Genomic DNA, 24581 nt, shown 5'->3' on the forward strand with positions numbered 1-24581 from the left:
AGTCGCGACCGCAACCCGCCATGGGTTCAGGGAAGACGACCACATTTTCAACAACGGACATTGATCGGGTAATTCATGAATAAATCAGCAGGCGTGCTTCTTGGAATCGTCGTTGCCATCGGTGCAATCAGTGCCGGTGGTGCCTGGTATACCGGCACCAAAATCGAAGGTGTGCTGAACACCTCGATCGCCGATGCCAACAAAGAGCTGAACGCCGCGCTGGTGGGTTCCAACGGTACGGCCTCGCTGGAACTGGTCTCGCTGGAGCGCCATGTGTTCAGCAGCACCGCGCACTACCGACTCAAGGGCGAAGGCGAAATGTTTGGCGAAGCGCCGGTCGAGTTGCTGTTCGTCGACCGCCTCGAACACGGCCCGCTGCCGTTCTCGCGTCTGGTTTCGCTGAAATGGCTGCCGGTCCTGGCCACCAGTCATTACGAACTGGAAAGAACCCCGACGACGGAAAAATGGTTTGCCGCCGCCAAGGACCAGTCGCCGCTCAAGGGCCTGGTCAACATCGGTTACGACAATTCCACCAACGGCACCCTTGAATTGCTGCCGCTGGACGTAGCTCTGGATGACAAGTCCAACCTGAAATTCTCCGGTCTGAACCTCGACGTTGCCGCCAGCGCCCAAGCCCAAAAGATCAAGGCCAACGGCTACATGGACAGCCTGACGTTGACCTCGGTGGCTGAAGACCAGACGCCGGTGAAGGTCGAGCTGAAAGGCCTGACCGTGGCCAGCAACCTGACCAAAAGCCCCTTCGGCTATTACATCGGCGACAACACCCTTGAGCTGACCGACAGCAAAACTACCTTCGGCGCCAAGCAATCGATTCTGGGTTTCAAGAAATTTGAAATGAAAAACCTGACCGAGGAAACGGGCACCAATGGTTCGGGGCGTGCGGATTACAAGGTTGGCGAAGTGTCGTTGAATGGCAAGGCTGTCGGCTCTGCGCAGATGGCCATGAGCCTGAAAAACCTCGATATGCCGGCGGCCATGGCCTTGATGCAGATCTACCAGACCAAACTGCAGCCTTACGAAAAGGCTGCCGCTGAGGCCGCTGCCGCCGGTGAACCAGCCCCGGAACTGGTCTTGACCCCGGAAGAAGAGGCGCAGGTCAAAACCGGCCTGGAAAAACTGCTCGCCGCTGGCCCGCAGGTGGCCCTGGAGAATCTGTCGTTCAAATCCACCAACGGTGAAAGCCGCGCCAACCTGGTGCTCAACCTGACCAAGCCGAAGTCCATGGACCTGCCGCCAGACCAACTGACCCAACAGCTGATTGCGCTGCTGGATTTCAATTTGAAAGTGTCCAAGCCAATGCTCGTTGACCTGCTCACCGTGCAATCGGAAATTGATGGTCAGACCGACGCCAAGCTCGTTGCCGATCAGGCGACGGCGACTGCGGACATGTTCAGCAGCATGGCGGTCGGCACGCAGTTGGCCAAACTGGAAGGCAATGACATCGTCAGCAAATTGCACTACGCCAACAATCAGGTTGAGTTCAATGGCCAGAAAATGACCGTTGAAGAATTTGTCGGCTTCGTGATGAGCAAGCTCGGCGGCGCTGGCGAAATCCAGTAAAACCGTAGCTTTCAGCAAAACGCCCGGCCTCTGCCACACGCAGGCGCCGGGCGTTTTGCTGTCGGGGATTTGAGTGCTAATCCACATCCCGAATCAACCACCACTCCTCATCCACCGGCTGCGGTTGTTTCATCCGTTCAGCGAGCATCGCCATTGCCCGCTCTTTATCGCAGGCAACCGCCGCCGCAATCACGCCGTTCTTGCTGAACAAGCCGATAAAGGGTGAACGGTCGGGATTGCCCTTGAACTCAACCTTGTCCCAGTTTCCGGCGTGGCCGAGCAGGTTCGCTGCGGCGATTCGCGCTTTCCCGAACAGCACCAGGTCGGATGGCAAACGTTGACCGTTTTCCAGTTTCACCGCGTCGACCTTGTCCGTGCCTTCGATCTGCGCGGCGTCGCTGTCGCTATGAAACACCACGCCGTTGGCCTGGTTTTGCAGCGCTCAGAATCCGCGTCGCCTGATCCTTGGAGCGCAGCAAAAAGACGTGCGGCAAGTCGGCGCCGGGCAGCTTGATGGGGGAGGGTGTGCCGCCGGTCGCGAGCAACGCAGCGTCATAGGTCATTGACTGCAGCTAATTCCCACTGCCACCGCACGAACGGTACCGCTATAGTTCGCAGGCCAACGAAGGCCCCATCCGCACAAGGTGCTCCGGAATGACCCGATTGACCTCTCTGAACCCTTGGCTGGCGGCCGTTGCAGTCGCCTTTTGCGTGCAATTTCCGGCGCAGGCCCAGGAGCGTTTCACCCTGAATATCCCGGGTGTTACGGATGACCGACTGTTCACCTCGGCCGCCGCCAGCGATGCCCCGGGTTGCGGCGGACACAACGCGTCACCGGCGCTGAATTGGAATGCTGGCCCGGCGGGCACTTTGAGCTATGCCCTTGTCATGCACGATCCCGACGGGCAAAAAGGCCAGGGCGTCGATCACTGGGTGCATTACGGCATCAAAGCCACGACGCATCAGATTGCGGCCGGTGTCGGCGCAAAATCCGCCCTGGAAGGCGTTGGCGGCACTAACAGCAAAGGCACCACCGGTTACATCGGTCCTTGCCCGCCGGTTGGCGACAGTGCGCATCACTACATTATTCAGCTCTACGCCCTGGACCTCGCTCCGGACGCCCTGCCTGCCGGCCTGACGCGTGCGCAGTTGCTGGAGAAAATCAAAGGCCATGTGCTGAAAAACAGCAGCGTGGTACGGCGTTATCACCGCTGAGATTTATTTCTTGGTCGGTTTAACCCGAACCGTAAAAGGGGCTCGTCTCAGAGGATGAATGGATCAATTTCCTCCTGAGGTCAGCCCCCATGTCCCTCCCTCTGCATTTCCTCCGCCCGGCCGCCCAAGGTTTCGCCGTCGGGTTGCTGCTGGCCGTTGCCGGTTGCGGCGTGTCCTCAACACCTGATTTCGCAGCGGTGTCGCCACCGGCCCAAGGTGCAATGAAGACTGAAGCGCTGGTGCGCAGCGAGTCCGTTGCGGCGGATGCCTCGATGGCCAAACGCAGCGTGCGTCCGGCCCCCATAGCGGGCCATGCGCCGGAGGTGGCTGCGCCGGGTTATCGGGATGAGCAGCGCGAGCAATATCAGGCCCTGGCGGATAATCCGATTCACAGCGTGGCCGAAGCGCCGGTCTCGACCTTCAGCGCCGATGTCGACACTGGCGCTTACGCCAATGTCCGGCGTCTGCTGAATCAGGGACGCCTGCCGCCCGAAGGTGCGGTGCGCCTGGAGGAATTGGTCAATTACTTCCCCTACGACTACGCGCTGCCCACCGACGGCTCGCCCTTCGGCGTGACCACGGAACTGGCCCCGTCGCCATGGAATCCGCATACCCGTTTGTTGCGCATCGGCATCAAAGCCTCGGACCGTGCAGTCGCGGAACTGGCCCCGGCCAACTTGGTGTTTCTGGTGGACGTGTCCGGCTCGATGGACCGTCGCGAAGGTTTGCCGCTGGTCAAAAGCACCCTGAAATTGCTGGTCGATCAACTGCGCGAACAGGACCGGGTTTCGTTGGTCGTCTACGCCGGCGATTCGCGTGTGGTTCTTGAGCCAACTTCTGGACGGGAAAAAGCGAAGATTCGGACCGCGATTGATCAATTAACCGCCGGTGGCTCGACGGCAGGCGCCTCGGGCATCGAACTGGCCTATCAGATGGCGCAACAGGCCTTCATCCCCAAAGGCATCAACCGCATCCTGCTGGCCACGGACGGTGACTTCAACGTCGGCATCAGCGACTTCGACAGCCTCAAGCAAATGGCTGTGGATAAACGCAAGACCGGCGTTTCCCTGACCACCTTGGGTTTTGGTGTGGATAACTACAATGAACACCTGATGGAACAACTGGCCGACGCCGGCGATGGCAACTACGCCTACATCGACAACCTGCGCGAGGCGCGCAAAGTGCTGGTGGATCAACTCGGTTCGACCCTCGCGGTGGTGGCGAAGAACGTGAAGCTGCAAGTGGAGTTCAACCCGGCGCAGGTCAGCGAATATCGGTTGCTTGGGTATGAGAACCGAGCGTTGAAGCGTGAGGATTTTAGCAATGACAAAGTCGATGCCGGTGAAATCGGTGCAGGACACACGGTGACGGCGTTGTACGAAATCGTGCCCAAGGGCGAGAAAGGCTGGTTGGAGCCGCTGCGGTACGGCAAGGCTGAGTCGGTGGCTTCCGGTACAGTCGGGGAATTGGCGATGCTGCGTGTGCGTTATCAGCTGCCGGAAGGTGGGAAAAGTCGCTTGATCGAGCGGCCGATCGCGGGTGGTTCGGAAGGCAAAGCCAGTGACGACCTCCGATTTGCGGCTGCCGTGGCGGCGTTTTCCCAGCAGCTCAAGGATGGACGCTACACCGGTGATTTCAGCCTGAAGGACACCGAAGCATTGGCGCGCGGTGCACGCGGCGACGACCCATTTGGTCTGCGCGCAGAGTTCGTGCAGTTGGTGGAATTGGCACAGAGCCTGCGAACCACCACCGCCTCCAACAGTCAGCCGCACAAAGGAGATTACAACTGACATGTCCGCGCCTGAACCGAGCGACGAATCGCTGCTGGCCCGGTATCGCACAGGCGACGGGCCAGCGTTCGAGATCTTGTACGCCCGTCATCGCCAGGGCCTCTACCGATTCCTCTTCGGTTTGAGCGGCAAGCCCGAACTGGCCGAAGAGGTTTACCAGGACACTTGGCTGAGCCTGATTCGCAGCACCAGTCAGCCACAAGGCCGAGCGAATTTTCGTACATGGCTCTATCAGATTGCCCGCAACCGATTAATCGATCACTGGCGCAAACATGGCATTCACAACCCTTTGCACGACAGCTACGACGAACAGACCCACGCCGTGATTGATGAGGCGACCGATCCCGAGCAACTGCTGAGCCTGAGCCGCGACAGCCAGCGCCTCGAAGCCGCGTTGCAAGACCTGCCCGCCGACCAGCGCGAAGTGTTCCTGCTCCGCGCCCACGGCGATCTCGACCTGCCGCAGATCGCCGCCCTCACCGAAACACCCTTGGAAACCGTCAAGAGTCGCTTGCGCTACGCCCAGCAAAAACTGCGTCGGCTGCTGGCCGAGGAGGTACTGACATGACTGACGCCCGTAAAACACCGGAAGACCCCGTGCTTAAGCATTTCCGTGAACACGCGACCGGCGAACCACCGGCCCATCTGGATGCATTCATCCTGGCCGCCGCACACCGTGAAGCCCCCACACACAAACCGAACCTGTGGCAACGCTGGGTCCAGGCTTGCCAGAAACCTCGTTGGCAGGTCGCATTCGCCAGTCTCGTTGGCGTCGCACTGATGTTGGCGCTGGTGCAGCGTTCGCCCGAGCAAGTGCCCACCTACGATTCCACCCCGGCGCCCAAAACCTCGTCTTTTGCGGCCAAGAAAGAAGCCGCCGAAGCGCCTGCATCGGTTGCCCGCTCAATGGCGGCCCCGGCCGGCGCGATGTCCGCGCCCGCGCCTGCCGTGCCAATGGCTGATTTTGCTGCGCCGGCCCAGAGCGAATCGATCAGCGCTGACAGGGCGGAAGAAGCAAAGGTCAGCAAGCGCCCGGCGGCAGCTCCGGCGAAGTTTATCGACGACCAATTACGTGAAGTGATTCGCCTGCAAAATGCCGGTCAAACCAAAGCGGCCGACGACCTGATGGCGACTTTGCTCAAGCGCTTTCCCAAGGAAAACCTCGCCGTGAAACTCAAGGAATTGCAGAAAAACTGAGCGGCAGGGCGGTCGGCCATTTGGCAACGAGCCCCGAAAGCGCGCACTATCGGCCTATAGCCGATGCGTTGGAGGATGCCGTGGCAAAAAAAATCGACCGCATCGCCCAAATGCTCAACTGCCCGGAAAAGGGCGAGGAATTGCGGCGAGCAGTGACGGAGAGTCGTAAGGAGTTTCTTCTGGCGAAGCAGGCAGAAGAGGCGCTGGAGGAAGACGTCCTTGATGATGAAGAGGTTGAGGACGAAGAGGATGATGAGTACGACGAGTTTGATTGGACGACGGAGTGAAAAAACCGCTTAGGCGGTTTTTTCCGGCGCAGTAGTTCGGTTAAACCGAACAACTGAATCTTTACTCAGCTCCCCCCTTGTTCAGAGCAAACCAGCACCCACAAAAAAGCCCCAGTCCCTAAGGCCTGAGGCTTTCTCGTTTCTACTATATGGTGCACCAGGCGGGATTCGAACCCACGACCACTGCCTTCGGAGGGCAGTACTCTATCCAGCTGAGCTACTGGTGCAAGCGGGCGCCATGATACTCATATGCGTTGCGGGCGTCCATGCTGCTGAATCGATTGCGGTTTTAGCAACCGTAACAACCGTTTGCTACGTTGATCAGAAAAAATAGGCAAATGCGCCGTTTTCGTTCTTTTTTTCGAACGCCCTATTGTCCTTTCCCGGCATTGATCCTAGGATTCGTTCGAGATTTCAAACGCTCTTGTCTGGGTGCTGAACCGCACGAGTTTCGAACAGTGCGCTATTTATGTGCTTCAGCCCGGTGAATGATTTCCCTGACGGCAGCCTACAAGGCGCCTTTCTACAATCATAATTCGCTCCGCGCTGGCCGCGGTGCTGTTAAGGAAAGCCGACATGCAGCTTAAAGACACCCAGTTGTTCCGCCAGCAAGCCTTTATCGATGGCGCTTGGGTTGATGCGGACAATGGTCTGACGATCAAGGTCAACAACCCGGCAACGGGCGAAATTCTGGGCACTGTGCCGAAAATGGGCGCTGCCGAAACCCGCCGTGCAATCGAAGCCGCTGACAAAGCGCTGCCGGCCTGGCGTGCACTGACCGCCAAGGACCGCGCGAACAAGCTGCGTCGCTGGTTCGAACTGATCATCGAAAACCAGGACGACCTCGCTCGCCTGATGACCCTGGAACAGGGCAAGCCATTGGCCGAAGCCAAGGGCGAAATCGTTTACGCCGCTTCCTTTATCGAGTGGTTCGCCGAAGAAGCCAAACGCATCTACGGTGACGTGATTCCGGGCCACCAGCCAGACAAGCGCCTGATCGTGATCAAGCAGCCAATCGGCGTGACCGCTGCCATCACCCCGTGGAACTTCCCGGCCGCGATGATCACCCGTAAAGCCGGCCCGGCCCTGGCCGCCGGTTGCACCATGGTGCTCAAGCCTGCGTCGCAGACTCCGTTCTCGGCATTCGCGCTGGCTGAACTGGCCCAGCGTGCCGGCATTCCTGCCGGTGTGTTCAGCGTGGTGACCGGCAGTGCTGGCGACATCGGCAGCGAGCTGACCAGCAACCCGATCGTGCGTAAGTTGTCCTTCACTGGCTCGACCGAAATCGGTCGTCAGCTGATGGCTGAATGCGCCAAGGACATCAAGAAAGTGTCCCTGGAATTGGGCGGCAACGCGCCGTTCATCGTGTTCGACGACGCGGACCTGGATAAGGCCGTCGAAGGCGCGATCATTTCCAAGTACCGCAACAACGGCCAGACCTGCGTCTGCGCCAACCGTCTGTATATTCAGGATTCGGTCTACGACGCGTTCGCCGAGAAGCTGAAAGTGGCCGTGGCCAAACTCAAGATCGGTAACGGTCTGGAAGAAGGCACCACCACGGGCCCGCTGATCGACGAAAAAGCCGTGGCCAAGGTTCAAGAGCACATTGCTGACGCGATCAGCAAAGGCGCGACCGTTCTGGCGGGTGGCAAGGTCATGGAAGGTAACTTCTTCGAGCCGACCATCCTGACCAACGTGCCGAAGAACGCTGCCGTGGCCAAGGAAGAAACCTTCGGTCCATTGGCGCCGCTGTTCCGCTTCAAAGACGAAGCCGAAGTGATCGCGATGTCCAACGACACCGAATTCGGTCTGGCTTCCTACTTCTATGCCCGCGACCTGGGTCGTGTGTTCCGTGTGGCAGAAGCCCTGGAATACGGCATGGTCGGCGTCAACACCGGGTTGATCTCCAACGAAGTCGCGCCGTTTGGCGGCATCAAGGCGTCGGGCCTGGGCCGTGAAGGCTCCAAGTACGGCATCGAAGATTACCTGGAAATCAAATACCTCTGCCTGGGCATCTAAGCTCGGGCCAGGCATTGCTTCAAGCGGAAAGGGCACGAGAGCGCTGTCCCTTTCTGCGCTTCAAACGGAATTTTCTCTGTGGCCGGGAACGCTGTGGCAGTCGATCATCGCATGCTGCCGTAGTTGCCTCCCCGCCGCATTTTCCTTGAACCACACCGCCCGATGAGCGGTGAATGAGGACTTTATGAGCAAGACTAACGCATCCCTGATGAAACGCCGCGAAGCCGCTGTACCACGCGGTGTTGGCCAGATTCACCCGATCTTCGCCGAGTCCGCGAAGAACGCCACCGTGACCGACGTTGAAGGTCGCGAGTTCATCGACTTCGCTGGCGGTATCGCCGTGCTGAACACCGGTCACCTGCACCCGAAAATCATCGCCGCCGTGACCGCGCAGCTGAACAAGCTGACCCACACCTGCTTCCAGGTGCTGGCCTACGAGCCTTACGTAGAACTGTGCGAAAAAATCAACGCCAAGGTGCCAGGTGATTTCGCCAAGAAAACCCTGCTGGTGACCACCGGTTCCGAAGCCGTTGAAAACGCCGTGAAGATCGCCCGTGCCGCCACTGGCCGTGCCGGCGTGATCGCGTTCACCGGCGCTTACCACGGTCGCACCATGATGACCCTGGGCCTGACCGGTAAAGTCGTGCCTTACTCGGCCGGCATGGGCCTGATGCCAGGCGGCATCTTCCGCGCGCTGTACCCGAACGAACTGCACGGTGTGAGCATCGACGACTCGATCGCCAGCATCGAACGCATCTTCAAGAACGACGCCGAGCCGCGTGACATCGCTGCCATCATCATCGAGCCGGTTCAGGGCGAAGGCGGTTTCTACGTCGCGCCTAAAGAGTTCATGAAGCGTCTGCGTGCCTTGTGCGACCAGCACGGCATCCTGCTGATCGCTGACGAAGTGCAAACCGGCGCTGGCCGTACCGGCACGTTCTTCGCCATGGAACAGATGGGCGTTTCTGCCGACCTGACCACTTTCGCCAAATCCATCGCTGGCGGCTTCCCATTGGCCGGTGTGTGCGGCAAGGCCGAATACATGGACGCCATTGCTCCAGGCGGCCTAGGCGGCACCTACGCCGGTAGCCCGATTGCTTGCGCCGCGGCCCTGGCCGTGATGGAAGTGTTCGAAGAAGAGCACCTGCTGGACCGTTGCAAGGCAGTCGGTGAGCGTCTGGTGACTGGTCTCAAGGCCATCCAGGCCAAATACCCGGTGATCGGTGAAGTCCGTGCCCTGGGCGCGATGATCGCGGTCGAGCTGTTCGTCGACGGTGACAGCCACAAGCCGAACGCTGCCGCGGTGGCATCGGTGGTGGCCAAGGCTCGCGACAAGGGTCTGATCCTGCTGTCGTGCGGCACTTACGGCAACGTTCTGCGCGTCCTGGTACCGCTGACCTCGCCGGATGAGCAATTGGACAAAGGTCTGGCAATCATCGAAGAGTGCTTCTCGGAACTCTGATCTAAAATGCTCACCATGAGTGTGTGAGCTGATCGACAAAAAACCCGCTTCGGCGGGTTTTTTTGTCCCTGAGACAAACTGCACCGTCCCGAATGACCAGCATTGACTAAGGTACAAGCATCGCAAAGGGAGTATGCAGATGACCGCTGTGGTTTTACCTGGTGTACCGCGTGTGTTGGTTGCCGAGGCTGACCCTTGGTCTCGTGACCTAATCAAACAAGTGTTGTTGAGCGTGCGCTGTGACGCACGACTTGATCTGTGTGCCGACGGCCAGGAAGCGTTGCGGCTGTTGGCGGAAAATCCTTACGACTTGGTGATCGTCGACTGGGAGCTGCCTGGCGTCGATGGCTTGAATGTCTTGCGCAACGTCCGGCAACGCAAACGCAATCCGCCGCTGCCTTTCATCCTGATGAGCAGCCGCAACGACAGCGCCAGTGTGCGCGAAGCCTTGCCCCTGGCGCCCACGGCGTACCTGACCAAACCCCTGAACATGGAAAGCCTGACCCAGCGTCTGCAGGATCTGCTGCTGAACGCCGGTGAAGAGGTTTTCTGTGAAATGCCGACGCTGGCGGCTGGCATGACCTTGTCGGTGTATCTGGAGCGCCGTCGCGAACTGGCGGAGGGTGCGCCGCTGATGGCCGATGTGCAGGTGGCGGTCAAAGCCAGCCTGAATACCCGCGGTCTTGATCTGGTGCGGCTGGAAGAGGAAATCCGCACCGACCCGCACATCACCGCAGTGCTGATCGCGGCGTCTAACAGCGCAGCGCTGCACGTTGGCGATGCGGTCCAGACCTTGTCTCAGGCGCTGCGCCGCTTGGGCTCCGCGCAAAGCATGAACCTGATCCTGGGGTTGGCGCTCAAGCGCAGTGCCCGGCTCAGTGATCCGTTCCTGGCGGACTATGCCGAGCGTTTCTGGGACTTGTCGCTGCACACCGCCGAATATGCCCGCACGCTGGCGCGGTTGCTGGATCTGGATCAGGAGCGCTGTTATTGCGCGGGCATGCTGCATTGCCTCGGCGACCTTGCGTTGCTGATGTGTTTGCAGGAATGGAAGCAGGCCGGTGGCGAGCTGGATGAACGGGAGGAGGTGGGCAATGCCTTGGCCGAATTAGGCGCAGGCTACGGTTCGGCATTGCGAGCCCGCTGGCGGCTGCCGCTGGAGTTGCGAGAGCTGATCGCAGCGGCCTACCAGCTCGGTGGCGGCGTTTACTCGCGCGAAGCCCTAGTCATGAACATGGCCGCGCAACTGGCGCGTCTGACCGAGCATGAGGGCATTGAGGAATTGGCGAAGAGCCGGACGGCGCGGTTGCTCAAGATCGGCTTGCCAGAATTGATGCGTTTGCGCAAAAAGTAAACTTCACACAAAACCTGTGGGAGCGAGCCTGCTCGCTCCCACAGGGGTTATGTGTTGGATTTTGGGTTGGGTCAGCCGGAAATGATGCGGTTCTTACCCTGGCGCTTGGCTTCATACATCGAGGCATCGGCGCGGGCGAACACGCTGTCGAGGGAATCGTCCTCCGCCGTCAGGCTGGTCAAGCCCTGGCTGACAGTGATGCCGAACGTCTGGTCGTCATGGCTGACGCTCAATTGCTGAATTTGCCGTTGCAGGCGTTCGGCGACTTGCATGGCCATATCGGGTGAGCAGCCGGGGAACACCGCTGCGAATTCCTCACCTCCGATCCGCCCGAACACATCTCCCCGGCGTAATGCGGCACGACCGCTCTCGGCGATTCGTTGCAGTACGTTGTCGCCAGCTTGATGACCGTAGGTGTCGTTGACCATTTTGAAATCATCGATGTCCAGCAACAGGAAGGCCATTGGTGCGCCTTGCTTGCGCGCCTGGGCAAACTCGCGCTGGGCGCATTCGAAGAAGTGTCGGCGATTGCTGCTTTGCGTCAGCACGTCGGTGGTCGCCAGGCGCTGCAGCTCGGCCTCCATCCGTTTCTTTTCAGTGATGTCTTCGGCGATGCCGACGATGATCACCGGTTGGCCCGGCTCGGCCTGGCGGTTGATGAAGCATTTGTCGCTGAGCCAGCGCACTTGGCCGTCGGCGGCGATGATGCGGTATTCGCGGTCTTCAACGGCGCCTTTGACCAGGACTTCGGCGAGGCTGCGCTCGGCGTAGTCCAGGTCATCGGGGTAAATGCTGTCGCGCCATTCGTTGTAATCGGACAGCAAACTGCCGGCGGAGCGACCGAAAATCCGTTCATAGGCCGGACTGACGTAGAGCACCTGACGGGTCTCCCAGTTGAAGGCCCAAAGCACCGCGTTGACGCTCACCAGCAGGGAGCTGAACAGCTGTTCGCGTTCGCTCAGGCGCGCGACTTCGCTCTGGGCGTGCATCAGCGCCATCAGGGTTTGAGCAGTGTCGGGCGATTGAGCGAAGGATGCGTCTTGCAGGTTTTTTGGGACCATCGGGACAACTCTCAAAGGGCGTGCGCCGCTCGAGGTTCGAAAGCGGCAACAGCGAAGCCCGCCGGGGTATGGCGAAGTGTCTTTGAGATAGGGGATTCGGAGATTGGTTCCCGCTCTAGGTGGCGAGGGGGCTTGCTCCTGCCGGGCGGTACAGGTGACGTGTTCAGTCAGTTGAAACGCGTCGCCGGTTTTGCGGTTGCTTCGCAACCGAACGGGGATAAATCCCCTCGCCACAGGCAAGCCACCTTCACAGGCATGCCTCTTTCCAGAGGCAAGCTTGTGACGCCAGGTCAGGCAGCGGCAGGGCGCAGGGAGTAGGTTTTCAGCTGGTCAGCGAAGTCGCGCAGGGATTGAATCCCGCTGGCTTCCGCTTCGTGAACCCAATCCTTGATGGCGGCCAGCATGTCGTGACCATTTGAGCTGGTCTTGACCCAGATCTGCTGCAAGGCCAGGCGTTTCTCGTAAATTACCTTCAGCGCCTGGCTGTGCTCGAGCATGGTCTGGATGCGCACGTGGTGTTTTTCGTCAAGCAGGCTGGTTTCCCGCGAAAGCAGGCGTTTGGCGCGGTGGAACTGGTGACGGACCGAATGATCGACCTTTTCCAGTTCTTGCTTGACCAGGGGCGCGATCACCAATTTTCGGTATTGGGCCATGATCTGGAAGCGGTTGTTGAGGATCGCCATGGCGGTGTCCATGTCCAGGTTGCCTTTGCCTTCGACGCGGTGGGCGATCGGCGCAACGCGCTGGACCTTGGCCAGACGGAAGAAACTGAAGACCTGGATCCAGGCCCAACCGAGGTCGAACTCCCACTTCTTCACCGACAGTTTTGCCGAGTTAGGGTAGGTGTGATGGTTGTTATGCAGTTCTTCGCCGCCGATCAGGATGCCCCAAGGCACCAGGTTGGTCGCTGCATCGCGGCATTCGAAGTTGCGGTAACCGATGGCATGACCCAGGCCATTGACCACGCCGGCGGCCCACACCGGGATCCACATCATCTGGATGGCCCAGATGGTAATGCCGATGGTGCCGAACAGCAGCAGGTCGATGACGCCCATGATCGCCACACCCAGCAGCGGGAAGCGGCTGTAGAGGTTGCGCTCGATCCAGTCTTCAGGGCAGTTCTTGCCGTAGATGCGCAGGGTTTCCGGGTTTTCCGCTTCGGCGCGGTACAGCTCGGCACCTTTGCGCAGAACGGTGGACAGGCCCTTGATGACCGGGCTGTGCGGGTCATCGACGGTTTCGCATTTGGCGTGATGCTTGCGGTGGATAGCGGTCCACTCACGGGTGTTCTGCGCCGTGGTCAACCACAGCCAGAAGCGGAAGAAATGTTTCAGGCCAGCATTGAGCTCAAGCGAGCGATGGGCTGAATAACGGTGCAGATAGACCGTGACGCCGATGATCGTCACGTGGGTCATCAGCAGGGTGACTGCCACCAGTGACCAGGGCGACAAGCCGAGAATACCTTCGTACCACATAGGCTATAGGGCCCTCGATAAAGAAAAAAACAGCCGTTGCATTATCACTAAGCCCACAGATAAAACCAGTCACCCTTTCAGATAAGAGTGGCTGGATGTTTCTTTAACTTATAATCCCATACTTTTCGCAGGGACAAGGACGGCTAATGTCTGCCACCTATCGCGACGCTTTGCGTGCAGCGCTGCTTTATCTGTTGCTTTCCATCGTCTGGCTGCAGCTTAGTGGCTATTTATTGAACAGCTTATTCGATAGCTCCGACGAACTGGTGCGGTGGCAACTGATCAACGGCTATGCCTGGATTCTGCTGAGCACCGGGTTGATTTTCATCGCCCGAGCGCGATTGTTCCGTTGCCTGGGGATTGGCAACACATTGCGTGAGGGTCATGACGACCGCGAGCGTTTGCGTCAGGCGGCTGCGGTGTTCGATTGCACGCGTGAAGGTGTGCTGGTCACCGATAGCAATGGGTTGATCGTCCACGTTAACCGGGCGTTCATGGAAATCACCGGTTACTCGCAGGCGGAAGTGCTGGGGCAGCGACCGAATATGTTCAAGTCGGGCCATCACCCCGCGGATTTTTATCAGGCGATGTTCGCGACACTCAACAGCATCGGCGAGTGGAGCGGGGAGATCTGGAACCGCCGAAAAAGCGGCGAGATCTACCCGCAATGGCAGACGATCCGCGTCATCCACGACGATCGGGGCCAGCTCAGCCACTACGTTGCCGTGTTTTCCGACATCAGCGCAATCAAGAACTCCGAACATGATCTCAAGCATCTGGCCCATCACGACCCGTTGACGGACCTGCCTAACCGCTTGCTGTTCACCGACCGGACGGAGCAGGCACTGACTTCGGCGCACCTCCACAAGCGTGGCTGTGCGTTACTGATGATCGATCTTGATCATTTCAAGATGATCAACGACAGCCTCGGGCACACCATCGGTGACGCACTGCTCAAAGCCGTGGCCGAGCGTTTGCAGGCCATGTTCGGCCCGGAGCTCACGCTGGCTCGACTGGGTGGCGATGAGTTCGCGGTGCTCGCCGAAAGCTGTCCGCAGTTGATGCAGGCGGCGGCGCTGGCGCAGCGGATCATTGATGCTCTCAAAGAGCCTTTCCTGATCGGCGGGCATCATCTGTTCATCAATACCAGCATCGGTATCAGCCTGTTTCCCGGCGATGCCTTGAGTGCCGAACAGCTATTGCGTAACGCTGACTCGGCGCTGTTCAAGGCCAAAAGCACCGGTCGCGATGGCTACGCCCTGTATACCGAAGAACTGACAGCCCATGCCCAGAATCGGGTCGAGACGGCTGTTGAACTGCGCCGAGCGCTGGAACAGCAGGAGCTGCGCGTTTATTACCAGCCGGTTCACGACCTCAGGACCCGTCGCCTGGTGGGCGCCGAGGCGCTGGTGCGCTGGGAGCATCCGCAACGTGGGATGGTGTCGCCGGCAGAATTCATTCCCATCGCCGAACGCACCGGATTGATCGCGCAAATCGATGCCTGGGTGATGCGCCAGGCTTGTCAGCAAATGTGCTCGTGGCAGCAGACCGGGGTGGCGTTGTCGTTTATCGCGGTGAACGTCTCGTCTCGACTGTTCGCTCGCCGTGAGCTCTTTCAGCAAGTGGCGAAAGTGCTTCACGAAACCGGGCTCGATCCAGCGTTTCTGGAGCTGGAAGTCACCGAGAGCGCGGTAATGGAAGACCCGGAAGTGGCCTTGGAGCAGATGCATCGACTGCGCGAGTTGGGTGTACGGCTGGCCATCGATGATTTCGGCACGGGTTATTCGTCGCTGCTGCGACTCAAGCGTTTTCCGGTGCAGAAGCTCAAGATCGATCAGGGCTTTGTCGCAGGATTGCCGTGGGATGAGGATGACGCGGCGATCGTGCGGGTGATTATCGCGCTGGCGCAAAGCATGGGGATGCAGGTGCACGCCGAAGGGATCGAGCAGGTCGAGCAGGCGTGTTTCCTGCTCGAACACGACTGCGATCTGGGGCAAGGCTACTGGTTTGGGCGACCGGGCCCTGCCGAGCAATTGGAATGGAAGCACACGCCGGAAATTCGCTAAGCCCGCGCCCCGTCAAATAATTTTATTTGGTTATATAAACATTCTTAAATAGTCTTTTTAAGAATATCTAGGCGTCTCTACTATTGCTCCCACGCCACAAGCAGTGCCGCCACTGCCAGGCAACCTCTCAGTTGAAGGAGCAGCACCATGAGCGCATCCCTACGTAGCGTTGACGGTCAAGACGAAGCCACCATCTTGCGTGAGATCCAGAGCGCACTGCGCGACCTGCGTTTTGGCGCAGTCGAAATTACTGTGCACAACGCCCAAGTGGTCCAGATCGAGCGCAAAGAAAAATTCCGTTTGCAGAACCCGAGCAACAAACCGAGCTAACAAACCGGCAACCCGCATCCAGCACACCTAAAAAAAAGCCAATACACCAAGAATTCCAGGAGCTTTCACCATGTCGTCGATTCGTCATTTCGCTTTGGCCGCCCTGGCCAGTGCCCTTTTTGCTGGTTCCGCGGTTGCCAAGGATTATGAGTTGCTCAACGTGTCGTATGACCCGACTCGCGAGCTGTATCAGGATTACAACGCCGAGTTCGTCAACTTCTGGAAGAAGGACCACGCTGGCGATAACGTGAAAATCCAGCAGTCCCACGGTGGTTCCGGCAAACAAGGCCGGGCCGTGATCGACGGTCTGCGCGCCGACGTGGTGACCCTGGCCCTGGCCGGTGACATCGACGAAATCGCCAAACTCGGCAAGACCCTGCCGGCCGACTGGCAGAAGCGTCTGCCGGAGGCGAGCACCCCTTACACCTCGACCATCGTGTTCCTGGTACGCAAGGGCAACCCTAAAGGCATCAAGGACTGGGGCGACCTGGTCAAGAATGACGTGTCGGTCATCACTCCAAACCCGAAAACCTCCGGCGGTGCGCGCTGGAACTTCCTCGCGGCCTGGGCCTACGGCCTGAAAGCCAACGGCGGTGACGAAGCCAAGGCTAAAGAGTACGTGCAGACCTTGTTCAAGCACGTTCCGGTTCTGGACACCGGTGCTCGCGGTTCGACCATCACCTTCGTGAACAATGGTCAGGGCGACGTGTTGCTGGCCTGGGAAAACGAAGCCTTCCTGGCGCTGAAAGAAGACGGCGGCGCCGACAAGTTCGAAATCGTCGTGCCTTCGCTGTCGATCCTCGCCGAACCACCGGTAGCAGTGGTCGACAAGAACGCCGAGAAAAAGGGCAACACCGAGATCGCCGAGGCGTACCTCAAGCACCTGTACAGCCCGGCCGGCCAGGAAATTGCGGCGAAAAACTTCTATCGTCCACGTGACAAGGATGTGGCCGCCAAGTACAGCAAGCAGTTCCCTACCCTGGACCTGGTGACCATCGACAAGGACTTCGGCGGCTGGAAAAGCGCTCAACCGAAATTCTTCAATGATGGCGGTGTGTTCGACCAGATCTATCAGGCGCAGTAACCTGACTTAAGCCACACCACGAGCCTTATGCTTGGGCGCGTATTTTGTGGGAGCGGGCTTGCTCGCGAAGGCGGTGTGTCAGACGACGAAAATGTTGACTGATACTCCCTCTTCGCGAGCAAGCCCGCTCCCACATTGATGCGTTTAGCGGATAGCTTTTTAACCAAGGACTTTTATGTCGCGTCGTATTTCCCCCGTCATACCCGGCTTCGGGCTGACGCTGGGCTACACCTTGGTGTACCTCAGCCTGATTGTGCTCATTCCACTGGCGGCAATGTTCGTGCATGCCGCCCAACTCACCTGGGATCAGTTCTGGGCGATTATCTCGGCGCCACGGGTGCTGGCGGCGTTGAAGCTGAGCTTCGGCACCGCGCTCTATGCCGCGATCATCAACGGCATCATTGGCACGCTGCTGGCCTGGGTGCTGGTGCGCTATACCTTCCCTGGACGCAAAGTCATCGATGCGATGATCGATCTGCCGTTCGCATTGCCCACTGCCGTGGCCGGTATCGCGCTGACTGCGCTATACGCGCCCAATGGTTGGGTGGGTCAGTTTGCAGCGGACCTGGGTTTCAAGATCGCGTATACCCCCCTCGGCATCACCCTTGCCCTCACTTTTGTGACGCTTCCATTCGTAGTACGTACCGTACAGCCAGTATTGGCTGATATCCCGCGTGAAGTGGAAGAAGCGGCGGCGTGCCTGGGCGCAAAACCGCTGCAGGTTTTCCGCCATATTCTGGTGCCCGCGCTGCTGCCAGCCTGGCTGACCGGTTTCGCGTTGGCCTTTGCCCGTGGGGTCGGCGAGTACGGTTCAGTGATTTTCATCGCCGGCAACATGCCGATGAAAACCGAGATCCTGCCGCTGCTGATCATGGTCAAACTCGACCAGTACGATTACACCGGCGCCACGTCCATTGGTGTACTGATGCTGGTGGTTTCCTTCGTCCTGTTGCTGCTGATCAACTTGCTGCAGCGGCGCATCGAAACCCCATAAGGAGGCGCAAAAATGTCCCAATCGTCTATTGCTGCTGCTTCCTCGAACGCCGCCCGCCGTGGCAGTGCTTCATCGCGGCGAATCCTGATCGGCCTTGGCTGGCTGGTGTTCGCCCTGTTCCTGTTGCTGCCGCTGGTGATCGTGGTGTCTCAGGGCCTGAAGCTCGGAATCGGTGCGTTCTTCACCGCGATCTTCGAACCCGACGCTTTGTCGGCCCTGAAACTCACGGTGATCGCCGTGCTGATTTCAGTGCCGCTGAACCTGGTGTTCGGTGTCAGCGCTGCATGGTGCGTGAGCAAATACTCGTTCCGTGGCAAAAGTATGTTGGTCACGCTGATTGACCTGCCGTTCTCGGTGTCGCCGGTCATCGCCGGCCTGGTCTACGTGCTGATGTTTGGCGCCCAGGGCCTGTTCGGGCCGTGGTTGCAGGATCACGACATCCAGATCGTCTTCGCCTTGCCGGGCATCGTGCTGGCGACGATCTTCGTCACCGTGCCGTTCGTGGCCCGCGAGCTGATCCCGCTGATGCAGGAACAAGGCACCCAGGAAGAAGAGGCCGCGCGCTTGCTCGGGGCCAATGGCTGGCAAATGTTCTGGCACGTCACCGTTCCCAATATCAAGTGGGGCCTGATCTACGGCGTGGTGCTGTGTACCGCGCGGGCGATGGGTGAGTTCGGTGCAGTGTCGGTGGTTTCCGGGCACATTCGCGGGGTGACCAACACCCTTCCGCTGCACGTCGAGATCCTCTACAACGAATACAACCACGTGGCCGCGTTCGCTGTGGCGAGCCTGTTGCTGATCATGGCGCTCTTCATCCTGCTGCTGAAGCAGTGGAGCGAAAACCGTATTAACCGCCTGCGCGCCAGCGCCGCGGAGGAATAATTCATGTCGATCGAAGTGCGTAACGTCAGCAAGAATTTCAACGCGTTCAAGGCGCTGGACAACATCAGCCTGGACATTCAAAGCGGCGAACTCGTGGCCCTGCTCGGCCCGTCGGGTTGCGGCAAGACCACGCTGCTGCGGATCATCGCCGGTCTGGAAACGCCCGATAAGGGCAACATCGTCTTCCACGGTGAAGACGTGTCCGGCCATGACGTGCGTGATCGCAACGTCGGTTTCGTGTTCCAGCACTACGCGTTGTTCCGCCACATGACCGTGTTCGATAACGTCGCGTTCGGCCTGCGCATGAAACCGAAAAACCAGCGCCCGAGCGAAAGCCAGATCGCGGTGAAAGTCCACGAACTGCTGAACATGGTGCAACTGGATTGGCTGTCGGATCGCTACCCGGAACAACTCTCCGGCGGCCAGCGCCAGCGTATTGCGTTGGCCCGTGCCCTGGCGGTCGAGCCGAAAGTCCTGCTGCTCGACGAACCGTTCGGGGCGCTCGACGCCAAGGTCCGCAAAGAGCTGCGTCGCTGGCTCGCACGGCTGCACGAAGACATCAACCTGACCTCGGTATTCGTGACCCACGACCAGGAAGAAGCCATGGAAGTCGCCGACCGTATCGTGGTGATGAATAAAGGCGTGATCGAACAGATCGGCTCACCGGGCGACGTTTACGAGAACCCGGCCAGCGATTTCGTTTATCACTTCCTCGGTGATTCGAACCGTCTGCATCTGGGTGAAGACAAACACGTGCTGTTCCGCCCGCACGAAGTGTCGTTGTCGCGGCATGAGCTGGAAGACCATCACGCGGCGGAAGTGCGGGATATCCGTCCGTTGGGCGCGACGACTCGGGTGACGTTGAAGGTCGAAGGCCAGAGCGAGTTGATCGAAGCTGAAGTGGTGAAGGATCACGACAGCCTGATCGGCCTGGCGAAGGGCGAGACATTGTTCTTCAAGCCGAAGGTCTGGCAGAAACTCGCTAGCCTTTGAGATCAAAAGCTTCGCGGGCAAGCCTCGCTCCTACTGGGAATCTATGTACGCCATAGATCCCCAGTAGGAGCGAGGCTTGCCCGCGAAAGCGATCTACGCAGCAGCACGTTTCGGATTGACCCGCACCCCACCCACCCGCGCCTCGATCTGCTCTTTCAAATCCCGCCGCATCCCCAGCAAAAACGCTAGCTCAACCACCACAAACAACGGCCCGACAATCAACCCCGTCACATCATCGACAAACGCCGGTTTGCGTCCTTCATAGTGATGACCGACAAACTGAATCGCCCAGCCCACCACAAACATCCCGATCCCGCTCGCCAACCACACCAGCGTACTTTGCTGCGCGAGAACCTGACCCGCCCAAACGCACAGCCCCAGCAACACCGTCATCAACAACCCGAGGCGTACCTCCAGGCGCAGGTAAAACCACGCCGAGGCCAGCGCCACCAGCACCGCCGGCGACACCCAGCCACCAACCCATTGCGGCCGCGACAGCAACACCGCCACGGCCACCACAATCAGCGGAATCCCGATAAAGTGGCTGGCAATATTGCGCGGGTCACGGTGGTAAGCGGCGTATTGACTGAGATGGTCAACGAGGCTTTTCATTGTTATTCCTCCTGTAGGGTGATTGATCATGCCTCAGGTTCACGTTTCGCTCTGTCAGGCAGGCGACAATCTCCAGGAGTTTAAATGGACATGCAGGTCTGGCGTTCGCGCCTGGAGTCGGGGCAGTGGTTCAGTCATTTACCGGTTCCCTTACAGGATAGTCTGCTGGCTGCGGCCCGGGTGCGGCGGTTGTCGGCGGGGCAGCTGTTGTTTAAACGCGGTGATCCACCGTGCGGGTTGTATGCGGTGATCGAGGGCTCGGTGCGCATCGGAGCGGTCAGCGAGCAGGGCAAGGAGGCGTTGCTGAGCCTGGTGGAGTCGCCCCATTGGTTCGGCGAAATCTGTCTGTTCGACGGTCAGCCACGCACCCACGATGCTTTCGGTGTGGGCCAGTGCACGCTGTTGCACATCCCGCAGGCCGCGCTGCTGACGTTGCTCGACGAACAACCGGTGTATTGGCGGCAGCTGGCATTGCTGATGAGCCACAAACTGCGCCTGACCTTCATCAACCTCGAACAGCTGAGCCTGATGCCCGCCCCGGCCCGCCTGGCTCACCGCCTGCTGATGATCGCCGAAGGCTACGGCGAATTCGATCCGCCGCGCCGGGTGCTGCAACTGCCCCAGGAGCAATTGGCGTCGATGTTGTCGCTGTCGCGCCAGACCACCAACCAGATTCTCAAGGATTTACAAGGACAGGGAATCCTCGACCTCAGCTATGGCGAGATCGAGATTCTGGATGCACAACGGTTGCGGGTACTGGCGATTGTTTAAACCACCACAAACCATTTAGCAGCCTGCGTTCGGATCTGTAGCAGCTGTCGAGCTTGCGAGGCTGCGTTCGGCTGCGCAGCAGTCGTAATATCAGGCAATGCGGTGTATCAGACCGATCGTGCACACAGTATTTACGACTGCTGCGCAGCCGAACGCAGGCTTCGCTAGCTGCTACAGATGTTGTTATGACTGGGCTTTCTTTGCGAAGGCGCCTAGCCTGTGATGACGACAATCGAGGTGTGCCATGCGTGTGCTGTTAGTAGAAGACGAACCGGAGATCGCCAAACTCCTGGCCAACGGCCTGAACGAGGCGAGTTACTCAGTCGATGTGGCGCTCAACGGTATGGACGGCCGCCGCTTCATCGAGTCCGGCGAATACGAGTTGATCATCCTCGACGTGATGCTGCCGGGGCTCAACGGCTGGCAGTTGCTGCAACAGATCCGCAAGCTCGGTGAAACACCGGTGCTGTTGCTGACCACAAAGGATGGCATCGAAGATCGCCTGCGTGGGTTGGAGCTGCATGAGGACGATTACCTGCTCAAGCCGTTTGCCGTGAGTGAATTGGTGGCGCGGGTGCGCAAGTTGTTGCGGCGGGATCGGGGGCGCTGAGGTTCGCGGGCCTCAGGTTAAAAAATGAGCTGGACTTAGGCGTCAAACTGCACTAAATACAATGCATATTAACGGTTTGTTGTAAATTGCACGGTATACGATGCAGGATGAACAATGGAAAACCTTGGCAAACTCATTCGGTCTTTACGCAAAGAGCGAAAACTTTCTCAGGATGCACTGGCAAAAAAGTACGGCATGAGCCGTTCCACGATTTCAGGCATCGAGAACAATACAATCTCCGAAATCGGTCTCCGCAAGGTTGAGGCGATCCTCAACGGCTTCGGATACGAGCTCACCGCCGTGCCCCGTCAGTCGAAGCGCCCAACGCTGGACGCTCTGAAAAAGGTTAACTTCCATGGGTGAGCCGCAGGGAAAGGACAGGCTGCACATCAGTGTGTCCGCAACGGCCGTCGGCACGCTCGGTCGTGGTCAGTCCCGCGGCGATTCAGTCTTTACCTACGCTGAAAACGCGCAGGAGGAAAACGCAGTCTCGCTGACCATGCCAACTCGTCTTGAGAGTTACATGTGGGAGCAAGGTATACCGCCCATTTTCGAAATGAACCTGCCAGAGGGTGCACTGCGCGATGAGTTGGTTCGCCGTTTCAGCAAAGCGGTCCGCGGGTTTGATGATTTTGCCATGCTGGCGATCGTTGGCCCGTATCAGCTTGGACGAGTGGGTATTGCGAACGCTCCAGATGCGAGTGAACGGCCCCCGGAAACCAGCCTCGCGGATCTTCTGGTGCATGACGGTGCGCAGGGCTTGTTCGATGATCTGTTGCACACCTATGGCCAGTACTCGGGTGTTTCGGGTGTGCAGCCGAAAGTGCTGGTCCGGGACAGTGCGACATCGGTCGACCGGCTGACCCATCGAGGCGCTACGCACCTGGTCAAATCCTTTCGTCCAGAGGAATACCCCGAACTCGCGGCCAACGAATATTTCTGCATGCGGGCTGCACTGCATTGCGGACTTGAAGTGCCGACATTTGAACTCAGCGAGCACGGCAAATTTCTGGTCGTTGAACGTTTCGATCTCAATGACAAAGGTTATTTGGGATTCGAGGATTTTTGTGTCCTCAATGCCTGGCCGTCGAAGGCCAAATACGATGGCTCGTATGAAGGTGCTGCGAAGCAAATCAAAGAATTCGTCTCCCCGCCATTGCTCAACCAGGCGCTTGAATCTTTTTTCAAAATCGTCGCGCTCTCTTCTGGAGTGAAGAATGGCGACGCTCACCTCAAGAACTTCGGCGTGCTGTACGAGCATTGCGCCGTCGATGCGCAGATCAGCCTTGCTCCGGCCTACGACATCGTCACGACATCGGTCTACATCAAGTCCGACAGCATGGCGTTGCTGTTGGGCGGATCAAAGGCTTGGCCCAAGTACAAAATGCTGATGCGGTTTGGTCGTTCGGCCTGCAACCTGACGGAAGGGCGTTGTAATGAACTGCTGCAACAGGTTGCTCATGGGATGGATGTGGCGATGGGTGAGATGGCTCACTACATTCGGGCTAACAGCGGTTTTGCCGAGGTTGGCAACGCGATGATGGATCAGTGGAAATCAGGTGTTGCACGAAGTCTGGTCAAAAGCTGAAAGATTTGCGGCGTTGCAACGGACGCCTTCGCGGGCAAGCCACGCTCCTACAGGGATACGCGGTCATTGCCTGCGAAGAGGCCAGAACAGGCAACCCACCTTCCAGATCAGTCACCGCAACCCATCCCGAAACTGCCCCGGCGTCATTCCGGTCCAGCGCTTGAAGGCGCGGCTGAAGCTGCTGGTATCGGCGAACCCCAGCAAATAACTGATTTCGCTCAACGAGCATTGCGGGTCGCGCAGGTGCAGCAGCGCGAGGTTTTCGCGGCTTTCATTGAGTAGCGTGTCGAATCGATAGCCTTCGTCCGCCAGATGCCGTTGCAGGCTGCGCAAGCTCAGGTGCAGGGCCTTGGCGATGTGTTCGGCGCTGGGTTCGCCTTCGGGCAATTGTTCTTCAATGGCATCGCGGACCTTGCGTTCCCACGTCAGCGGCTTGAGTTGCGCCAAAGTGCGCTTGAGCACCGCTTCGTTGTGTTCGGCCAGCTCCGGGTTGGCATCGTCCAGGTGACTGTCGAAGTCCACGAGGGCAAATTCCAGTCGGTCCTCGTCGGCGGCGAAGTGCACCGGCGAACGAAAGACTTTGTGCCATTGATGCGGGTCGGCCGGCTCCGGGCGGCGCAGGTACACCGCCAGCGGGGCATATTCGCGGCCCAGGCGATTGCGGCAGGTGCGCACGTAAATCGCCGTGAAGGCATCGATGGCTTCGAACGCGGGGGCCGGGTTGCCGGCAGGGATTTTCAGGCAGAAGCGGTAGCGATCTTCAGCGCGGGTCAGCTCCAGTTCCAGCGCATCGCTGACCACTTGGTGGTAACGCACGATGCGCTCGAACACTTCGCGCAGACTGCCGCTGGCCACCAGCGCATAACCGAGCGCGTGAAACGTAGTCGGGCTGACGAAGCGTGATACACGCAAGCCGATCGCCGGGTCGCCGCTGACCTGTACCGCGATTTCCCACAGGCGCGTGGTGCCCGACAACGGGTAACGGGCGTTCGGGTCGTCCATCAATTGCGGGTCGAGCCCCGCCTGCTGGCACAGGGCGGTGCTGTCGAGGCCCAGCGCATCAAGTTGCTTGCGCAGGGCGCGGGTCCAGCTGGCGAGGGAGGTCGGTTCAGTCATGCTGATTGGCGCTTCCGGTCAACAGGTTGGCGTTCACGGCTACCACGTTGCGGGGGTCCACAAGGCAGTATGCGAACATCAATAACCAGAGGAT

The 24581-nt window shown here is 59.1% G+C and carries 23 protein-coding genes, 1 tRNA gene and 1 pseudogene; 19 read left to right on the forward strand and 6 right to left on the reverse strand.

What is annotated here, in order from left to right; genetic code table 11:
• Positions 1-75: 75 nt before the first annotated feature.
• The gene (locus tag ACA068_RS00795; RefSeq protein ID WP_497306874.1) at positions 76-1581 is read left to right on the forward strand and encodes a YdgA family protein; all 1506 of its coding nucleotides are present in this window, start codon (positions 76-78) and stop codon (positions 1579-1581) included.
• Positions 1582-1657: 76 nt separating this feature from the next.
• Here the strand turns inward: ACA068_RS00795 and ACA068_RS00800 are convergent.
• Positions 1658-2150: pseudogene (locus ACA068_RS00800) on the reverse strand (pyridine nucleotide-disulfide oxidoreductase); the annotation flags it as partial.
• 85 nt (positions 2151-2235) lie between these two features.
• On the opposite strand from ACA068_RS00800, the gene ACA068_RS00805 reads away from it, so the two are divergent.
• The 5 genes from ACA068_RS00805 to ACA068_RS00825 all read left to right on the forward strand — a co-directional run bounded on the left by ACA068_RS00805 (position 2236) and on the right by ACA068_RS00825 (position 6070).
• Entirely contained in the window at positions 2236-2796 is a 561-nt protein-coding gene (locus ACA068_RS00805; protein WP_497306876.1) for a YbhB/YbcL family Raf kinase inhibitor-like protein, read from the forward strand.
• Between the two features lie 89 nt (positions 2797-2885).
• Positions 2886-4586: a vWA domain-containing protein gene (locus tag ACA068_RS00810; RefSeq protein WP_497306878.1), complete on the forward strand. Its 1701-nt coding sequence runs from the start codon at positions 2886-2888 to the stop codon at positions 4584-4586.
• A 1-nt stretch (position 4587) separates the two neighbouring features.
• The gene (locus ACA068_RS00815; protein ID WP_497306880.1) at positions 4588-5154 is read left to right on the forward strand and encodes an RNA polymerase sigma factor; all 567 of its coding nucleotides are present in this window, start codon (positions 4588-4590) and stop codon (positions 5152-5154) included.
• Positions 5151-5783: a hypothetical protein gene (locus ACA068_RS00820; RefSeq protein ID WP_497306882.1), complete on the forward strand. Its 633-nt coding sequence runs from the start codon at positions 5151-5153 to the stop codon at positions 5781-5783. Before ACA068_RS00815 ends, ACA068_RS00820 begins: the two co-directional genes overlap by 4 nt.
• A 20-nt stretch (positions 5784-5803) precedes the next feature.
• On the forward strand, positions 5804-6070 hold the full coding sequence (locus tag ACA068_RS00825; RefSeq protein WP_245006796.1) for a hypothetical protein: 267 nt from the start codon (positions 5804-5806) through the stop codon (positions 6068-6070).
• 150 nt (positions 6071-6220) lie between these two features.
• Here the strand turns inward: ACA068_RS00825 and ACA068_RS00830 are convergent.
• A tRNA-Arg gene (locus ACA068_RS00830) sits at positions 6221-6297 on the reverse strand.
• A 349-nt stretch (positions 6298-6646) separates the two neighbouring features.
• Here ACA068_RS00830 and gabD point away from each other — a divergent pair.
• The 3 genes from gabD to ACA068_RS00845 all read left to right on the forward strand — a co-directional run bounded on the left by gabD (position 6647) and on the right by ACA068_RS00845 (position 10905).
• Positions 6647-8089 (forward strand): NADP-dependent succinate-semialdehyde dehydrogenase, encoded by a 1443-nt coding sequence (gene gabD / locus ACA068_RS00835; RefSeq protein ID WP_010464868.1) that lies wholly within the window; start codon positions 6647-6649, stop codon positions 8087-8089.
• Positions 8090-8273: 184 nt separating this feature from the next.
• Entirely contained in the window at positions 8274-9551 is a 1278-nt protein-coding gene (gene gabT / locus ACA068_RS00840; RefSeq protein WP_497306884.1) for a 4-aminobutyrate--2-oxoglutarate transaminase, read from the forward strand.
• Positions 9552-9690: 139 nt separating this feature from the next.
• Positions 9691-10905 (forward strand): HDOD domain-containing protein, encoded by a 1215-nt coding sequence (locus ACA068_RS00845; RefSeq protein ID WP_497306885.1) that lies wholly within the window; start codon positions 9691-9693, stop codon positions 10903-10905.
• Positions 10906-10976: 71 nt separating this feature from the next.
• Here the strand turns inward: ACA068_RS00845 and ACA068_RS00850 are convergent, their stop codons facing one another.
• Together ACA068_RS00850 and desA are read right to left on the reverse strand one after the other, a co-directional pair.
• Complete coding sequence (locus tag ACA068_RS00850) at positions 10977-11966, reverse strand: GGDEF domain-containing protein (protein WP_497306886.1); 990 nt, start codon at positions 11964-11966, stop codon at positions 10977-10979.
• 290 nt (positions 11967-12256) lie between these two features.
• Positions 12257-13441, reverse strand: a complete 1185-nt coding sequence (gene desA, locus ACA068_RS00855; RefSeq protein WP_497306887.1) for a delta-9 fatty acid desaturase DesA — start codon at positions 13439-13441, stop codon at positions 12257-12259.
• A gap of 146 nt (positions 13442-13587) precedes the next feature.
• On the opposite strand from desA, the gene dibA reads away from it, so the two are divergent.
• The 6 genes from dibA to ACA068_RS00885 all read left to right on the forward strand — a co-directional run bounded on the left by dibA (position 13588) and on the right by ACA068_RS00885 (position 19790).
• Entirely contained in the window at positions 13588-15507 is a 1920-nt protein-coding gene (gene dibA, locus ACA068_RS00860; RefSeq protein WP_497306889.1) for a phosphodiesterase DibA, read from the forward strand.
• A 147-nt stretch (positions 15508-15654) separates the two neighbouring features.
• Positions 15655-15837: a sulfur starvation response protein OscA gene (gene oscA / locus ACA068_RS00865; RefSeq protein ID WP_007945260.1), complete on the forward strand. Its 183-nt coding sequence runs from the start codon at positions 15655-15657 to the stop codon at positions 15835-15837.
• A gap of 70 nt (positions 15838-15907) precedes the next feature.
• A complete protein-coding gene (locus ACA068_RS00870; RefSeq protein ID WP_497306891.1) occupies positions 15908-16921 on the forward strand; it encodes a sulfate ABC transporter substrate-binding protein in 1014 nt (337 codons plus the stop codon).
• A gap of 175 nt (positions 16922-17096) precedes the next feature.
• Positions 17097-17915 (forward strand): sulfate ABC transporter permease subunit CysT, encoded by an 819-nt coding sequence (gene cysT, locus ACA068_RS00875; protein WP_007899634.1) that lies wholly within the window; start codon positions 17097-17099, stop codon positions 17913-17915.
• 12 nt (positions 17916-17927) lie between these two features.
• Complete coding sequence (cysW, locus tag ACA068_RS00880; RefSeq protein ID WP_150702616.1) at positions 17928-18797, forward strand: sulfate ABC transporter permease subunit CysW; 870 nt, start codon at positions 17928-17930, stop codon at positions 18795-18797.
• Positions 18798-18800: 3 nt separating this feature from the next.
• Positions 18801-19790, forward strand: coding sequence for a sulfate/molybdate ABC transporter ATP-binding protein (locus tag ACA068_RS00885; protein ID WP_497306893.1), 990 nt, complete (start codon positions 18801-18803; stop codon positions 19788-19790).
• A gap of 93 nt (positions 19791-19883) precedes the next feature.
• On the opposite strand, the gene ACA068_RS00890 is transcribed toward ACA068_RS00885, so the two are convergent.
• Positions 19884-20402: an Mpo1 family 2-hydroxy fatty acid dioxygenase gene (locus ACA068_RS00890; RefSeq protein ID WP_497306894.1), complete on the reverse strand. Its 519-nt coding sequence runs from the start codon at positions 20400-20402 to the stop codon at positions 19884-19886.
• 84 nt (positions 20403-20486) lie between these two features.
• Here ACA068_RS00890 and ACA068_RS00895 point away from each other — a divergent pair, with 84 nt between their 5' ends.
• The 4 genes from ACA068_RS00895 (at position 20487) to ACA068_RS00910 (ending at position 23371) form a co-directional block, all read left to right on the forward strand.
• Positions 20487-21173, forward strand: coding sequence for a Crp/Fnr family transcriptional regulator (locus ACA068_RS00895; protein WP_497306896.1), 687 nt, complete (start codon positions 20487-20489; stop codon positions 21171-21173).
• Between the two features lie 244 nt (positions 21174-21417).
• Complete coding sequence (locus ACA068_RS00900; RefSeq protein WP_497306898.1) at positions 21418-21783, forward strand: response regulator; 366 nt, start codon at positions 21418-21420, stop codon at positions 21781-21783.
• A gap of 114 nt (positions 21784-21897) precedes the next feature.
• On the forward strand, positions 21898-22146 hold the full coding sequence (locus ACA068_RS00905; RefSeq protein ID WP_497306900.1) for a helix-turn-helix domain-containing protein: 249 nt from the start codon (positions 21898-21900) through the stop codon (positions 22144-22146).
• Positions 22139-23371 carry a type II toxin-antitoxin system HipA family toxin gene (locus tag ACA068_RS00910; protein WP_497306902.1) on the forward strand — a complete coding sequence of 411 codons (1233 nt, stop codon included), beginning with the start codon at positions 22139-22141 and terminating at the stop codon, positions 23369-23371. The genes ACA068_RS00905 and ACA068_RS00910 overlap by 8 nt, the downstream gene beginning before the upstream one ends.
• Before the next feature lie 111 nt (positions 23372-23482).
• On the opposite strand, the gene ACA068_RS00915 is transcribed toward ACA068_RS00910, so the two are convergent.
• Positions 23483-24487, reverse strand: coding sequence for an AraC family transcriptional regulator (locus ACA068_RS00915; RefSeq protein ID WP_497306904.1), 1005 nt, complete (start codon positions 24485-24487; stop codon positions 23483-23485).
• Positions 24488-24581 lie beyond the last annotated feature (94 nt).

The sequence above is a fragment of the Pseudomonas sp. LBUM1660 genome (genome assembly GCF_059695935.1).